Raw genomic sequence first — 12987 nt, 5'->3', positions numbered from 1 at the left:
TTGGTTCAGGCAAAAAGCTTTGCCAGCGTCCGCAGCTTGCTCAGCGTCAGATCGGGGCTGCGGCGCAGGTTCCTGAAGAGCGTCACGATGCTCACGGGCGTGAATTTGGGCTTTGTGAAGCTGCGCGGCATTGTCGGTCCCCATTGCGCCATCGCCTCACGGCTCACGGCATGGACACCGGTCGGCGCATCAGCCGTAAAGAGATCACCGTCGCAATAGTGCTCATGCTTGTCGCCACACGGGTCTTGCCAGTAGTCGAAGATCTGACTGCCCAGAATATGGCGGCCGATCCCCCATGCGTGCGTCCAGCCCTTCTCGCGCAGGACGCGCTGGCCCATGCCGACCGCATCGGCGTCAACGACTTCGTAGGCGCTATGGCTGTAGGTAGGCAGGAAGCCTTGCGCAAGAGCGAGGGTATGGTGATCGGCCGGCTTGTCACCCAGATCGAGCCGCATGAACGCGACGACGGGTGAGCCATCGGGAAGCACCTGCACATCGCTCGGGATGAAGCCGAAATGCTGCGTATACCATGCGCACGTTTCCTGATAATCGGCGAGTTCGAGCACGACATGCCCGAGCCGGATAACTTCGGGCGCGCACTCGGGCGGTCGCTGCGTCCCGTTAATCCGGACGGCCGCATCCACGGAGTTGAACGGCAATGGCGGCCGGTGGGATAGCGTCGAAACTGGCGCCTGGCCGCATATTGCATCGACGCGAAAGCCGGAGGGGTCGGTCAACCGTACGGAATAGCCGCCGCCGGGCAAGGGCGACCGCTCGACCTCGGAGGCGCCAGGCACTTTTGCAAGTGCATCAAGATCGGCCCTGTTGTCGACCTGTAGCCCGAAACCAACGAACCGGGATTTCGGCGCCTTTCGGACGACATAGCAGAAATGCGAAGCGCCGGTTCCCCGCAGAAGCAATAGCGCTTCACTGCGCGATACGGTCAGTAGCCCGAAATCATTGAGAAACTGCTCGGCTTTCCCGAGGTCCTGCCGGTCGAATATCAGATAGGCTAATGCCGACGCTTTCGTCGTGGGATCGGGGTGGCGAGCCGGCTGTGCAGTGGTCAGGTTCATAACGGATAAGAAATCAGGCGGTTCGAATAGCGGATTCGACTTCCGGTGTCGGCGCGCTCACGGGACTACCCAGCAAGGCAAGACTCTCGCGCACGATACGGTTTGCTTCGGTGGCCGGGCCGTCGTGGACGATTGTCTTGTCGGGCCGGACTACGGCAGCCCACCCGGCGGGCACCAGCCCGGGAAGAAATACGCCTTCGAGGTCTTCCCAGCTATCGCGCGGGGCAAGATGCAGCCGTTGCCCCCGATGTGCAATCTGGACAACGCGGCCGCCGGCACGCGCAAACGTTGCGGCCGTCACGTGCTCGAGCGCAGCCGCCGCATCCACGCCAAACCCGATCAGCGTGAGGCCCTGCCCGAGCACGTCGTCGCTCAGACGCGTGGAGCCATCCGAACCTCTCACCCAGCCTTGCGCGATGACCGCGCCACGAACAAGCTTCGTCGAAGAGCGACCCTTGACGAACAGCCCGTCGCGGAACGCATTCTTCGGCTTGATCTGCAGTTCTTCGAATTGCACGCGCAGGCGCGGCACCAGTCTCGACAGACGCATCAGCCCGTGAGTCAATAGTGCGACGACACCACTTCGGGGCATGACGAGCTTGGCCATGAACTTCGCCAGGTTGATCATCGCCTTCGCGTGGGGGCGCCGCTCCTGGTCATAGGTATCGAGAATCCTTGGGTCGGCACGTCCTTTCACCACCCATGCGAGCTTCCAGCAAAGGTTGGCTGCGTCCCGAAGACCTGCGACCAACCCTTGCCCGACGAAGGGAGGCGTGATGTGGGCCGCGTCGCCCGCCAGGAACACCCGGCCCTTGCTGAATGCATCGACAGCGCGCGCATGGAAGCGATACACGGCCTTGCGCTCGATGATCATGTCTTCGACATTGCCCCATGGGGACAGCAATTCCCGGATACGCGCCTCGGATTCCATCTCCTCGCGACGCTCGCCAGGCCGCAGCATGAATTCCCAGCGTTCACGGCCGCCAGGCGCGACCATATGCGGGATCGGCCGACGGTGATCGCAGATGAACTCGATGTGATCGATCGGACGCGGTACGTGACGGGCGTCGACGATCAGCCAGTCCTCGCCGAACGTCTTGCCCTTGAATTCCTGCCCGATGAGCTGGCGTACCAATGAACTCGCCCCGTCCGCGCCGACCAGATAGCGGGCGCGGACTACACGAATGCGCCCCTGTCCAATATCTAACGATGCGAGCACATGATCCCGGTCCTCCGTGTAGCTCTTGAGCTCGACCCCCAGCGCGACATGCGCACAGTCGTATCTCTCGAGCCGGGCGCGCAGGCACCGCTCCAGGTCTGGCTGGTAGAAGGTGACGAGCTTCGGATGGCCGTCCAGGCTGCCCAGCGAATTCACCCTGCCGAACAGGCCCAGCATGGGTGACCTCATGTGGACATACGGTATGGCAATCGTCTCGAATTCGCTCTCCGCAACGCCGGCAAGCTGAAGGATGCGCAGCGCTTCGTTATCGAGCGCGATCGCACGGGGCGCCATGAATATTTCAGTCGACCTGTCGACAACCATCACGCTCACACCCTGCCGTGCCAACAGATTGGCAATCGTTGCACCCACCGGTCCATAACCCACCAACAAAACATCTACGGCTGGCGGAAATTCCCCGGTCGGCGCATCACTCTCGCCATGCTGGATGCACGGCGCGGGACCATCTGTTGCTGCTGTCTCCACAGTCACTCCGTATGTCGTTTGTTAGACCGGCGCTGGGCTGCCGTTAATGACATTAAAGTCATAATTGAGTGTTTTGTCAACATAGACAATAGCATCTATACTTCGGTGTGGCCAAAACTGGACCGATCATGCCGAACACTTCAAATCGCCCGACAGCAAAGCGTCCTACCCGTGCGGCACCAGTCTCCCCGGTTGCCGTTTCCGAAGAACGCGAGCCGCGCGGCGCCCGTCGCAAGCGCGAGACGCGCGCCCGCCTGCTCGACGCCGCCCTCACGCTGATGGCCGAAAAGGGCATGGAAGGCGTAGCCATCAACGAAATCACCGAGGCCGCCGACGTCGGCTTCGGCTCGTTCTACAACCACTTCGAGTCGAAGGAAGCCATCTACGCGACGCTTGTGGACAACGTGTTCGAGGAATTTGCCGACATGCTGGATCGCCTCACCAGGGGCCTGTCCGACCCCGCTGAAGTGATCGCCGTCTCGGTTCGCCATACCCTGATGCGTGCACGGCGCGATCCGGTATGGGGACGCTTCCTGATACGCGAAGGGTTTTCAGCGCGCGTCCTGAGCCGCGGCCTGGGTCAGCGGCTGCTGCGGGATATCGGAAATGGCATCGCCGCCAGGCGCTTTGTGGTCGCCGACCCCTTCATCGGCTTTCTTTCGGTGGGCGGTACGGTACTCGCGGCAGTTGCCGCCGAGCTGAATTTCGTCGCGCCGGGCGCGCTGGCGGCGCAGCTGCTCGACGAGCTTGGCTTCAGCGGAGAGCACTTCGCCGAGCGCACAGCAGCGACGCTTCTGCAAACACTCGGGCTCAAGCGCGCGGAGGCGGAGAAGATTGCAATGCGAGAGTTGCCACTCGTCGAGGCGGAAGTCGATGACGAATGAGGCCGACGACGACAAGGCACGTTACTGGATTAGGGTCACCGACCTGGTACGATGAGCAAAGGTGCTTTGGAGAGCGAACCGATTCATCGCGACGCTCTCCCCGACCTCAAGGAATCAGGTTCATTCTCTTGACGTCACGTGCGGCTGATCGTCCGGCAATTCGCCCATCGCCTGGAAGAGTGCGGCGGTATCGCTCATGCGCTGGCTCCCGGCGCGGACGGCGCTAAGCTCTGCATTGAGAAATCGCTGCTCGCTGGCATGCTGTGCCGTTGACGGCAGGGAACCCAGACGGGCGCGCGACGCCGTTTCGTCGAATGCCGTACGGGCTGTCTGTGCCGCTCTTTCGGTTGATGCCAGCGTCTGCGCGTCGTTGTCCAGTGCGGCAAGCGAATCCGCGACATCCTGGAATGCCGACAGGACCGTCGACTTGTAATGCAGAACCGCCGCATCGTAGGTATCGATCGAGGCTCTGCGTTGTGCGAACAACGCCCCACCGTGGAAGAGCGGCTGCGACAGGCCCGCACCGATTGCCCAGAGCCCGCCCGCGCCTGAGAGCATCGCGGGCCAGCTAAAGCCGCCGCGGCCCATCGAGGCCGTCAGTGACAGGCTCGGAAAGAGTTGCGCGGTCGCCGCGCCAACGTCGGCCGCGGCCGCTTTCACGGTGGCGTCGGCGGCCTGAATGTCCGGACGCGAACGCAGCAGGTCCGACGGCACGACGACGGGTACATGGTCAGGCAACGACAGGCTGTCGAGGTCGGGAACGGTCGGTGCGTCATCCGGCGTCCGGCCCATCAGTACCGCCAGCGCGTGGACCGTTGAGGTGCGCTGCTGGCGCAAGGCCGGAAGGCTCGCCGCGATCGAATCTGCGTCCTGCGTCGAATTGAGCGCCTGCACGTGCGAAATGGACCCGAGCGCGTACCGTTGCCGATCCTCGTTTGCGGTTTCGCTCGCCACAGCGACGAGCCGTTCGGTGAGCGCGATCTGACGATCGAGCGCCGCCGCATTGATCGCCGTGCCGACGATGTTGGCGGCGAGCGCGCGCCGGGCTGCTTCCAGCTCATACCCCTGCACGTTCACGCGAGCGGCAGCCGCCGCGTTTGCGTAGCGCGTCTGGCCGAAGAAGTCGAATGTGTAGTGCGCCTGAATCTGCCCGGCGAAAAAGTTGTACTGCACCTGCTCAGGGCCGAGGCCCGGCACGACGGGTGACCGCGCGCGTTCAACCTGGGCGGCACCGTCGACTGACGGCAGCGTGGATGAGCCGACCTGCGCGCGCAGTCCCTCTTGCGCGGCCGCGAGCGTTCGCTGCGCACCTGCAAGCGTCGGGCTGTTGCGCAAGCCTTCGTCGACGAGTGCATCGAGCACGGCGGACCGGTAAAGCCGCCACCATTGCGGAACGGCCGTCGAGCCGATATCGAATTGCTGCGCAATACCGCCTGCGGCAACAGTCTTCGAGGGCTGCGCCTGCGCCCCGTAGTGCTCGGGCGAAGGCACAGCCGGCGGCTCGCCGCTGGGGCCGAACGAGCAGGCCGTCAGCGCGAGCGCCGTAGCGACTGCGAGAGCGGATGTCTTATGGGCAAGCTTCATGATCAGATCTCCGTATGCTCGACGACAACCGGTTGCATCCCGCGCTCATCGCGCCGGATCCTGAAACACGTCGCATAGAGCGCCGGCAGAAAGAAAATGGTCAGTCCCGTGGCGATCGTGATACCCCCCATCAGCGCGGTCGCCATGGGCCCGAAGAACGCTGAACGCAACAGCGGAATCAAGGCGAGCACGGCGGCTGCGGCCGTCAGTATGATTGGCCTGAAGCGCCGCACGGTTGCACCGATAATCGCGTCGAAGCGCCCATGCCCCGCCGCGATGTCCTGGTCGATCTGGTCGACCAGAATCACGGAGTTGCGCATAATGATGCCGAACATGGCAATCACGCCGAGCAACGCGACGAAACCAAAGGGCTTGCCGAACAGGAGCAGCGCGGCCACGACGCCGATCAGCCCGAGCGGTGCTGTCAGCACGACGATAAACGTCCGCAGGAAGCTCTTGAGCTGGATCATGAGCAACGTCAGCACGGCGATAATCATGAGCGGCATCTCGGCGTTGATCGAGGTCTGGCCTTTCACGCTTTCTTCGACCGCGCCGCCTACTTCGATGCGATAACCGACCGGCAGTCTCGCTTGTTCCCCGGCGAGCGCGTCCTCGATATCGCGGGTCACGTCGATGCCCTGCGCGTCGCCCCGAATGTCAGCCTGCACGGTGATCGTCGGCTGCCGGTCGCGCTGCCAGATCACGCCGTACTCGAGCGTGTCCCGAACGTGTCCGAGGGAACCGAGCGGAACCGGGCCGTTCGGCGTCGGAATCGCGAGGCTCGTGAGCTGCGCGGGATCAACACGCTCGCTCTTCGGCGCGCGCAGATCGACGTTGATCAGCTTGTCCCCCTCACGGTACTGCGTGACCGTGTACCCCGAAAGCGTCATGGCCAGGAAGTTCGATACGTCCTCCGACGTGACGCCAAGCTGGCGCGCCCTGCTCTGATCGATCTCGAACGAGATCGACCGTTCCGCCGGCTCGTCCCAGTCGAACTGCACATTGCGTGTGCGGGAGTCGGCACGGACCTTCCCGGCGACCGTTTCAGCAATGGAGCGCACGGTTGCAATATCGTTGCCGCTCACCCGGAACTTGATCGGGAAACCCACGGGCGGACCGTTCTCGAGCCGCGCCACACGCGTGCGCACGCCGGAGAACTCTCTCCCGAGTTTGGCATCGAGCCAGCGCATCAACTCTTCGCGGTTTTCGACGCTTTTTGCCGTGATCACGAACTGCGCAAAGTTGGGCTGCTGAAGCTGCTGGTCGAGCGGCAGGTAAAAGCGCGGTGCTCCGGTGCCCACAAAGTCGACGAAGTGGTCGATCCCGGGATTGCCGTCGAGCGCCTTTTCCAGGCGCTTCGCTTCACGCAGCGTCGCCTCGAACGAAGCGCCTTCCGGCAGTCGCAGGTCCGCGAGCAGCTCCGGCCGCTCCGAGTTTGGGAAGAACTGTTGCGGCACGCGCGTGAAGGCCGCCATCGCGATCGCAAAGAGCGCGGCAGTGACACCAAGCACGACCCAGCGACGCTCGATACACCACGAGACCCACCCCGACAGGCGCCGGTAGAAGCCGGTGTTGTAAACATCGTGCTCGTGATGGTGCCCGCCACTCTCGTGGCTCTTATGCTCGGGCAGCATGTGGAAGCCCAGCAAGGGGACCAGCACGACGGCCGCGAACCACGATACGATCAGCGCTATGGCCGACACTTCGAAGATCGAGCGCGTGTATTCGCCCGTACTCGATTTCGCGAGTGCGATCGGCAGGAAGCCCGATACCGTCACGAGCGTGCCGGTCAGCATAGGGAATGCCGTGCTCGTGTAGGCAAAGGCCGCCGCGCGCGTGCGAGTCCACCCCTGCTCGAGCTTCACGGCCATCGTTTCGACGGCGATAATCGCGTCGTCGACGAGCAGCCCCAGCGCGAGCACGAGCGTGCCAAGGGAGACCTGGTCCAGCCCGATATTGAACACATGCATGCACAGCGCCGTCACGGCGAGCACGATCGGAATCGAGATCACGACGACCATGCCGGTGCGCAGGCCGAGCGAAACGAGGCTCACGACCAGCACGATTGCTACCGCTTCGGCGACCGACCTGACGAACTCGTCCACTGAATGCTTGACCGCGTGAGGCATGCTCGAGACGGCAGCCAGCTTGAGTCCCGCCGGCATGGCGGCCTGCAGTTCGGCGGTTTTCGCGTCAAGCGCCTTGCCGAGGCTGATCACGTCGCCGCCCTTTTGCATTGTGACGCCGATCCCGAGGACCGCCTGTCCGCCGACCCGCATCTGGGTGACGGGCGGATCGTCGTAGCCGCGCGTGATCTTCGCGATGTCACCGAGCCGGAACGTACGTTTGTTCACGGTGATGAGCGTGTCGGCGAGCGCCTGCACGTCCTTGAACGCGCCGCTCGGTCGCACGAACACCCGGTCGTCCGCCGTCGTAATGGCGCCCACGGGCGCAACGGTATTTTGTGCGTCGATTGCCTGGGCGAGCTGCTGCGGCGTGATAGAGAGCCCCGTCAGTTCTGCATTCGATATCTCGACGAAGATGTGCTGGTCCGGGTCGCCAAAGTAGTCGACCTTGGCGACGCCGGGCACGCGCAGCAGGATCGCGCGCAACTGGTCCGCGTAGTCGTGCAGTTGCGCAGGCGTAAAGCCGTCGCCTTCAAGCGCATAGATGTTTGTGTAGACGTCACCGAACTCGTCGTTGAAAAACGGTCCGACCGTCCCCTTGGGCAGCGTCGCCGCGATGTCGCCCACTTTCTTGCGCACCTGGTACCAGGTCTCTGGGACATCCTTGACCGGGGCCGAGTCTTTCATTGCGAAGAAGATCATCGACTCGCCGGGCCGCGAGTAACTCTTGATGTTGTCGACGTACGGCGCGGCCTGCAACTGACGACCAATCCGGTCCGTGATCTGTTCCTGTACCTCGCGGGCAGTCGCCCCCGGCCAGTAAGTCTTGACGACCATGGTCCGGAACGTGAACGGCGGGTCTTCCGACTGGGCAAGCTGCGTATACCCGATCACGCCGAACAGGGTTGCAAGCCCGATCAGAAAGATCACGAGCTGCTGATGGCGCAACGCCCACGCGGAGAGATTGAAGCCGCCTTCGCCATGTGCCTCGGCGTCGGACGGGGTGACGGGCGCGCTGTCACGCCCGGTTTTGCGGTCGCGTGCGTTCATGACGAAAAATCCTCGGGATGCACCGGTGCCACCACCTGCACGTGTTGGTCTGCGCTCACTGCGTGCACCCCCTGCATCACGACGCGGTCGCCGTCGTGCAGGCCGCCGGTGACGGAGACCGTGCGCTCGTCGTAGCGCGTGATGCTGACAGGGCGCAGCTCAAGGGTGTCGCTGCCGGCGCGCACCACCCACACTGCCGGGTCCTCGCCTTTATGAAAGAGCGCCGTCACAGGCAGCGCGAACGGACGCGCCGTTGGCGCGTCACTGACGTCATCGAACGTGACATTGGCCGTCATGCCGAGGCGAACTTCGGGGCTTGGCGCGGCCAGCGTGAGCTTCACTCGCCAGGTGCGGCTTTGCGGGTCGGCGACGGGCGACACCTCGCGCACGCGCGCCTCAAACGTCTTACCGGGCAGCGCGGACAGGCTCACGCGCGCATTGCCGCCGACGGTCAATGCGCCAAGCGTCCGCTCGGGCGCGTCGCAGACAACATCCACGTCTCCCGTCCAGTCGAGGTGATAGACGGCTTGATCTGCCTGAACGTTCTGGCCGGTGTCGGCGTCCTCCGACGTGATGACGCCGTCGTGGTCTGCCGTTAGCGTGGCGTAGCGCAGGTGATCCGTGGCGAGCGCCATTTGGGCAAGCGCCGAATCGCGCTGCGCGAGGGCGGAAGCGTAGGCGTCCTGGGTCTGCTCCAGCTGCGCCGTCGCGATCAGGTTTGCCTGCGCCTGAGCGCGGTCGCGATCGAGCTGTTGTTTGGCGTACACGAGACGATGTTCGGCGGCGTCGAGCTGCGCTCGCGCGTTGGCCAGGTTATTGCGCAGATCGGTAGGGTCGAGCAGCGCAACGGCCTGCCCCGCCTTGACGGTATCGCCGATGCGCACGCGCCGTTCGGTGACCTTGCCTGCGACCCTGAACGAAACAGGCGTGGAGTACCGCGCCTGTACCTGAGCCGGCAGCGAGGCGCTCGCCGTGCGCCCATCGGGATGCACCGCGATGGCGACGACCGGCTTGGGCTCGGGAGCAACGGTTTCGCGCTGGTGGCAGGCCGCTAGCAGCATTGCGCCGCAAGCCGCAATCAGAAGACGTCCTCGGAGGGATGGCCGGACGACGGACGGCAGGAAGGGACGCGCAAGCGTCTGCGTTTTAAGACCGGAAAGTTTCACGATGTTCACAAGGCAGGTGATGGTCCAGCAATAAAATGGGCGAGGCATCGGAAGACACGGTGTGTCTTGCAGCATGCTTTGCGAAGTGCGCGAATACTCGATCCGGCATGCCTACAACTTAGTATTCCTACTCGCTGCGCCTGATACAAACCGCTTGCAACTCTTCGTACTTCGTCATCGCACGCGGCCACTCCCCACGGAACAGCTAGAGGACAAGCGTCAAACAGATCTTCGCCCCGAGCCCGGCGCTGGCGGATCGGAACGGCAGTGGACGACTCATCTTCAGCGCTGCAACGCCCTGTTCCAGGCACCGTCGCAACTCAATTGGTCTGTCCATGCGCTCGCTGATCCGTTCGCAACAGTGACATTACATCCCATAACTGATGAACTTGTCAATCATGACGTAAAAATCTACAATACGACGCTACAGAAATCTGGAACCGAGATGCCTGATACCCCGAACTCCCGTGCAACCCGGCAGCGCACACAAAAGCTGCCAGATCCGGCCGAGGCGACCGACGGGCGCCAGCCGCGCGGCGCCCGCCGCAAGCGGGAGACTCGGACCCGCCTGCTCGACGCTGCGCTCAGGCTAATGGCCGAGAAAGGGATGGGTTCAGTGGCCATCAAGGACATCACCGAAGCCGCCGATGTCGGTTTCGGCTCCTTCTACAACCATTTCGAGTCGAAGGAAGGAATCTTCGCCGCGCTCGTCGAGTGGGTGTTCGAGGAGTTCGCCGGCACGCTTGACCGCATGGCCGGCGGGCTGTCTGACCCGGCCGAAGTGGTCGCTGTCTGTGTGCGCCATACGCTGATGCGCGCCCGCCGCGAGCCGGTGTGGGGACAACTCCTGATCCGCGAGGGTTTTACGGTACATGCGCTGAACTGGGGTCTCGGTCAGCGACTGCTGCGCGATAGTCAAAGTGGCATTTCCGCGAAACGCTTTGTCGTCCCGGACCACTTCCTGTGCCTCATTTCCGTTACAGGCATCATCTTCGCGGCGATCGCCGCTGAGTTGCACTTTTCCGCCTCCGTTACACCAGCGGTCCGGCAGCAGAAGGCATCTGGACTGGGAGAACAGAACTTTGCCGAGCGCGCTGCTGCGGTCGTGCTACAGGCACTTGGGCTCAAGCGCGCGGAGGCGGAGAGGATTGCGCGGTTGCCGTTATGGCAAGCGTACTGCTGGTAGATGACGACGCGGAAACCCTCGCCGCTTGGGCGGCGAACTGTGTCGCGGACGGATTTCAAGTGAAGACGGCGAGCGACGGCAAGTCAGCATTGGCAATGTTCATCGAATCCCCTGTAGACATAGTGGTCGCCGACTGGCGCATGCCGGTGATGTCGGGGAGCGAACGGAAATGGCGCTCCCGAGCCAGTATCGAGTCAGCAAAAATTTCTACTCGCCGTAGTTAGACCGCCGTCAGCAATTTCGGGGCGCGGTCCTTCGTGGACCGAGGCCGCCTTTGCCAGCAGGCAAGCAGGTACGAACCCTCGTTGACTTTGTGCCGCCCCTCCCGTAATGTGAAATTCGCCGCTGTGAAGAACGTCGCTCTGGCGCCCGTCTGTCGAGCTGGCAACATCCCGGCATCCCGACCTTCGAACTTTCTCTATTTCTCCAGTCGCTCTGTCAGCCATGGAAAGCAATCGCGCGCCCAGTCAAACGGATGAGCTCGCCCGCAGACCGGCCCGCCCCGCAGATTATGCGGCCGAGAACCGGGCGCTCGTGGCACTCGCCCAAGCTCAGGCCGGCCCGCGCTCCGAATTTCTGCAAGCCATCGCGGACACGGCTCTGGCACTGTGCCGCGCGGGTAGCGCTGGTATCAGTCTTGTCGAAGGACCAGACGACAACCGGGTCTTCAGGTGGCTCGCGGTTGCCGGGCTCTGCGCTGACCTGCGCGGCCATACGACCGCATGGGACGAGTGCCCGTGCGCCGTGACCCTGGAGGCGGGGACACCGCAACTATTCGTCAACCCGCAGACCCAGTTCCCTTGCCTTGCGTTTCCGGGAGTCGACGTACCGGAAGGAATTGTCGTTCCAATCACGGCTGAGAATGCGGGGCTAGGGGCGATATGGGTGATGTCACATACAGAGGATTGCAGATTTGACCTCGAAGACGTCAGACTGCTCTCCAACCTCGCCGTTTTCGCCGGCTCGGCGTTGACCATCGTCAATGCGCGCGACAGCGGTGAAGAGAGCGACCGGCGGCATAACGAATTTATCGCGATGCTCAGTCACGAGTTGCGAAATCCAATGACGCCAATCGATGGCGCCATCAGTGCAGCAAAACGACTTTGCGCCGAAGACGAAAGAGCCGTCGAAGTGCTGACCATCGCGCAACGCCAGATGAGACATTTGCGCACGCTGGTCGATGACCTGCTCGACGCCGCCCGTCTGAAACATGGCAAGCTCGCTATCAAGCACAGCGACACGTCACTCAGCGACATTGTGTTCGATGCCGTGACAGCCGTCAGACACCACATCGCATCCCGCAGGCACACACTCAAAATAACTGGACTCGACGAGCCCATCCTCGTGTGTGCTGACCATGTCCGCCTGAGCCAGGTGCTGGGTAACCTCCTTTCGAACGCAGCGAAATACACACCTGTCGGCGGCACCATCGAACTCAGCGTTCGCGTCGAGCCAGACAACTCGCGCGAAGAAGCATCCGGGCTGATTGTTATTGATGTCGCTGACAACGGCATGGGCATCGATAGCGCGGTCCAGCCACACGTCTTCGAGTTATTCGCGCAGTCTGCCCGCGGCCAGGCACGTTCCGAAGGAGGCTTGGGAATCGGGCTCGCGGTGGCGAAGCGGATGGTCGAACTGCACCATGGCACCATCTCAATCAGAAGTGAAGGCTCGGGCAAAGGCACGGTTGTGACTCTTCGTTTGCCGATAGCCCCGACGATAGCGGATACGGACGCAGTCGCCCCCAGCGCGACCGCTGCGACTCCCGAGCCGACACGTCTCCTGCTCGTTGACGACAATCAGGATGCGCTCAAAGCGCTGAGCGTTTTGCTCGAGCTTGAAGGTCACGAAGTAACAACGTCGGACAACGGGCGCGACGCCATACGGCTGATGTCTGAAAAGCAACCTGAGGTCGCAATCATCGACGTGGGGATGCCGGAAATGGACGGCTTCGAAGTTGCACGAACCGTTCGCCTGAATCGCGGATTCGACGACATCATACTGGTAGCGCTCACGGGCTATGCATCCGAATCCGACAAGTCGAGGGCACTGGCGGCCGGCTTCGATTTCCATCTGACCAAGCCACTTTCGCTCGATAAGCTGCAGTACATCCTGGCGAATCGTGCCAACGGTACGTTGCGGGGCATCGTCTAAGGTCGGCTCGCCGTTTGTCGCGAGTTTCAGGGCTACAAAAAATCCGCGGGACTTGG

9 protein-coding genes are annotated in these 12987 nt (G+C 62.8%); 4 read left to right on the top strand and 5 right to left on the bottom strand.

The window, feature by feature from the left end; all coding sequences use genetic code 11:
* Positions 1–5: 5 nt before the first annotated feature.
* Complete coding sequence (locus AYM40_RS07745; RefSeq protein ID WP_063495701.1) at positions 6–1076, bottom strand: VOC family protein; 1071 nt, start codon at positions 1074–1076, stop codon at positions 6–8.
* A 13-nt stretch (positions 1077–1089) separates the two neighbouring features.
* Positions 1090–2745, bottom strand: coding sequence for a bifunctional 3-(3-hydroxy-phenyl)propionate/3-hydroxycinnamic acid hydroxylase (locus AYM40_RS07740; protein WP_063497903.1), 1656 nt, complete (start codon positions 2743–2745; stop codon positions 1090–1092).
* A gap of 164 nt (positions 2746–2909) precedes the next feature.
* Here AYM40_RS07740 and AYM40_RS07735 point away from each other — a divergent pair, with 164 nt between their 5' ends.
* Complete coding sequence (locus tag AYM40_RS07735) at positions 2910–3665, top strand: TetR/AcrR family transcriptional regulator (RefSeq protein WP_063495700.1); 756 nt, start codon at positions 2910–2912, stop codon at positions 3663–3665.
* A 120-nt stretch (positions 3666–3785) separates the two neighbouring features.
* Here the strand turns inward: AYM40_RS07735 and AYM40_RS07730 are convergent, their stop codons facing one another.
* The 3 genes from AYM40_RS07730 to AYM40_RS07720 are packed head-to-tail and all read right to left on the bottom strand — an operon-like array spanning position 3786 to position 9486.
* Positions 3786–5249: an efflux transporter outer membrane subunit gene (locus AYM40_RS07730; protein ID WP_063495699.1), complete on the bottom strand. Its 1464-nt coding sequence runs from the start codon at positions 5247–5249 to the stop codon at positions 3786–3788.
* Positions 5250–5251: 2 nt separating this feature from the next.
* Entirely contained in the window at positions 5252–8425 is a 3174-nt protein-coding gene (locus AYM40_RS07725) for an efflux RND transporter permease subunit (protein WP_063495698.1), read from the bottom strand.
* Positions 8422–9486: an efflux RND transporter periplasmic adaptor subunit gene (locus AYM40_RS07720; protein ID WP_236720922.1), complete on the bottom strand. Its 1065-nt coding sequence runs from the start codon at positions 9484–9486 to the stop codon at positions 8422–8424. Before AYM40_RS07720 ends, AYM40_RS07725 begins: the two co-directional genes overlap by 4 nt.
* A gap of 550 nt (positions 9487–10036) precedes the next feature.
* Here AYM40_RS07720 and AYM40_RS07715 point away from each other — a divergent pair.
* The 3 genes from AYM40_RS07715 to AYM40_RS07705 all read left to right on the top strand — a co-directional run bounded on the left by AYM40_RS07715 (position 10037) and on the right by AYM40_RS07705 (position 12931).
* Positions 10037–10777 (top strand): TetR/AcrR family transcriptional regulator, encoded by a 741-nt coding sequence (locus AYM40_RS07715; RefSeq protein ID WP_063497901.1) that lies wholly within the window; start codon positions 10037–10039, stop codon positions 10775–10777.
* Positions 10756–11001 (top strand): response regulator transcription factor, encoded by a 246-nt coding sequence (locus AYM40_RS07710; RefSeq protein WP_082855002.1) that lies wholly within the window; start codon positions 10756–10758, stop codon positions 10999–11001. The genes AYM40_RS07715 and AYM40_RS07710 overlap by 22 nt, the downstream gene beginning before the upstream one ends.
* A 220-nt stretch (positions 11002–11221) precedes the next feature.
* Positions 11222–12931, top strand: a complete 1710-nt coding sequence (locus AYM40_RS07705; protein ID WP_063495697.1) for an ATP-binding protein — start codon at positions 11222–11224, stop codon at positions 12929–12931.
* The last annotated feature ends 56 nt before the right edge of the window (positions 12932–12987 follow it).

It is taken from the genome of Paraburkholderia phytofirmans OLGA172 (assembly GCF_001634365.1).
Lineage (GTDB): Bacteria > Pseudomonadota > Gammaproteobacteria > Burkholderiales > Burkholderiaceae > Paraburkholderia.
This window is presented reverse-complemented; position numbering and strand designations above follow the sequence as displayed.

What these genes read in the sequence shown, in the direction of transcription:
- AYM40_RS07745 (WP_063495701.1), bottom strand. Translation starts at nt 1,076, where the DNA reads ATGAACCTGACCACTGCACAGCCGGCTCGCCACCCCGATCCCACGACG.
- AYM40_RS07735 (WP_063495700.1), top strand. Translation starts at nt 2,910, where the DNA reads ATGCCGAACACTTCAAATCGCCCGACAGCAAAGCGTCCTACCCGTGCG.
- AYM40_RS07730 (WP_063495699.1), bottom strand. Translation starts at nt 5,249, where the DNA reads ATGAAGCTTGCCCATAAGACATCCGCTCTCGCAGTCGCTACGGCGCTC.
- AYM40_RS07725 (WP_063495698.1), bottom strand. Translation starts at nt 8,425, where the DNA reads ATGAACGCACGCGACCGCAAAACCGGGCGTGACAGCGCGCCCGTCACC.
- AYM40_RS07720 (WP_236720922.1), bottom strand. Translation starts at nt 9,486, where the DNA reads ATGCTGCTAGCGGCCTGCCACCAGCGCGAAACCGTTGCTCCCGAGCCC.
- AYM40_RS07715 (WP_063497901.1), top strand. Translation starts at nt 10,037, where the DNA reads ATGCCTGATACCCCGAACTCCCGTGCAACCCGGCAGCGCACACAAAAG.
- AYM40_RS07710 (WP_082855002.1), top strand. Translation starts at nt 10,756, where the DNA reads ATGGCAAGCGTACTGCTGGTAGATGACGACGCGGAAACCCTCGCCGCT.
- AYM40_RS07705 (WP_063495697.1), top strand. Translation starts at nt 11,222, where the DNA reads ATGGAAAGCAATCGCGCGCCCAGTCAAACGGATGAGCTCGCCCGCAGA.